Genomic DNA, 1,447 nt, shown 5'->3' with positions numbered 1-1,447 from the left:
GAAGGCACGCAGACCGACACGGCCGTGGTGCTGACCGTTGGCCAGGACGTTGCCGGCATGGCGGCTGCCAGTTACATCCAGCCCTCTGACAGCGCCTGGGTCGAGCCGGATACCAAGCCCAAACCGGTCACGGTGCAGCGCCTGCAGGAGGCGAGCTATCGTGACCTGGCCACCACGCTTGGTGCGCCGGATCTTTCTGCCTTGTCGCCAGACGTCGGCTACCTGACCTCGATCGGCGTGCGGCCGTCCTCGGTGGCGTTCGGCTACACCCTGCAGACCCGCCTGGGCAATGCTGCATTCACCGAAGCCGGTACGGCTGACTTCGCCCCCACCGGTCTGCTCACGACCGCAATGCCTGCCAAGAGCGAGCCGACTGCGATCGCGCTGGCCGCTGGAGTTAGCCTGGACGCCGTTGAGGTCGGCAGTGAAGCGCTGATCGATGACGAACTGGTCCGAGTGGTGTCGATTGACCCGGTGGCCGCGACGCTGACCGTGGCCCGTGGGTGCGTCGACACCGTGCCAGTACAGCACGCGGTGGGTGCGCGGGTGTGGTTCACCGATGAGTACGTCGGTTTCGATGGTCGCGAGTATCTGGCCAACGAAGCGCCCGAGGCAAAGCTGATCACCCGCACCAGCCATGGTGAACTGAACCCGGACCTGGCCACGGCGATCGCATTGACGATGCGCCGGCGCCACGTCCGCCCATACCCGCCCGGCCGTCTGCGTATCAATGGCGACGCATACCCGACCGAGGCGTGGGGCAGTGGCGGCACCGTGGTGGCTGCCTGGTCGCATCGTGATCGCCTCCTACAGGCTGACCAGCTCGTCGACTCCGAGCAGTCCAGCATTGGCCCGGAGCCAGGCACCACCTACACCGCCCGCTGGTACCTGCAGGACAACCTTGTGCGTGAGCAGGCCGGCATCACGGCCACTACCGACAGCTATCTGCCGCCGGTCGGCAGTGGCGGCAAGACGCTGCGCGTGGAAATCGAGGCTGTCCGAGCCGGATTCACCAGCTGGCAGCGCCTGCAACACACCTTCCTCTACCGCGCGCAGCTGGTGACCGAGGCGGGCGACCGCATCGTCACGGAAGCCGGCGACCCGATCATCCTGGAGTAACCCCAATGCCTGACGTCAAACTCTCCCAGCTCGCCGCCGCCAGTGCGGCCTCGGTAGCGGCCGGGGCCGGCCTGTGGACGATGGCCGGCCACATCCTTGGCCTGCGCATGGAGTATGTGGGGCCCGCTTCCATCCGCGTTTCCAGCGGCAGCGCCTGGATCCCGTCGCTGCAGCAGGCAATCGAGGTGCCCAGCGCCCTGACCCTCAGCGGTCTGACGCTTGCGGCGAACACCTGGTACCACCTCTATCTGTACCTCAACGGGTCGACGCCGGCGATCGAGGCCGTTACGGATGCTCCGGCCGCTCCTTACAGCGGAACCGCCCGCGC

At 67.2% G+C, this 1,447-nt stretch carries 2 protein-coding genes; both read left to right on the top strand.

Annotated features, from left to right (window positions below; genetic code table 11):
* Positions 1-1,119 (top strand): hypothetical protein (locus AB0D01_RS39715; protein WP_363064298.1); only part of this gene is annotated, 1,119 nt, incomplete at its 5' end.
* Positions 1,120-1,124: 5 nt separating this feature from the next.
* Positions 1,125-1,447, top strand: a 323-nt coding sequence (locus tag AB0D01_RS39710) for a hypothetical protein (RefSeq protein WP_363064296.1), incomplete at its 3' end; no start/stop codon positions are given.

This window comes from Streptomyces sp. NPDC048606, assembly GCF_040650855.1.
Taxonomy (GTDB): Bacteria; Actinomycetota; Actinomycetes; order Streptomycetales; family Streptomycetaceae; genus Streptomyces.
The sequence above is the reverse complement of the archived record's forward strand: the minus strand, read 5'-3'. Positions and strand labels throughout refer to the sequence as shown.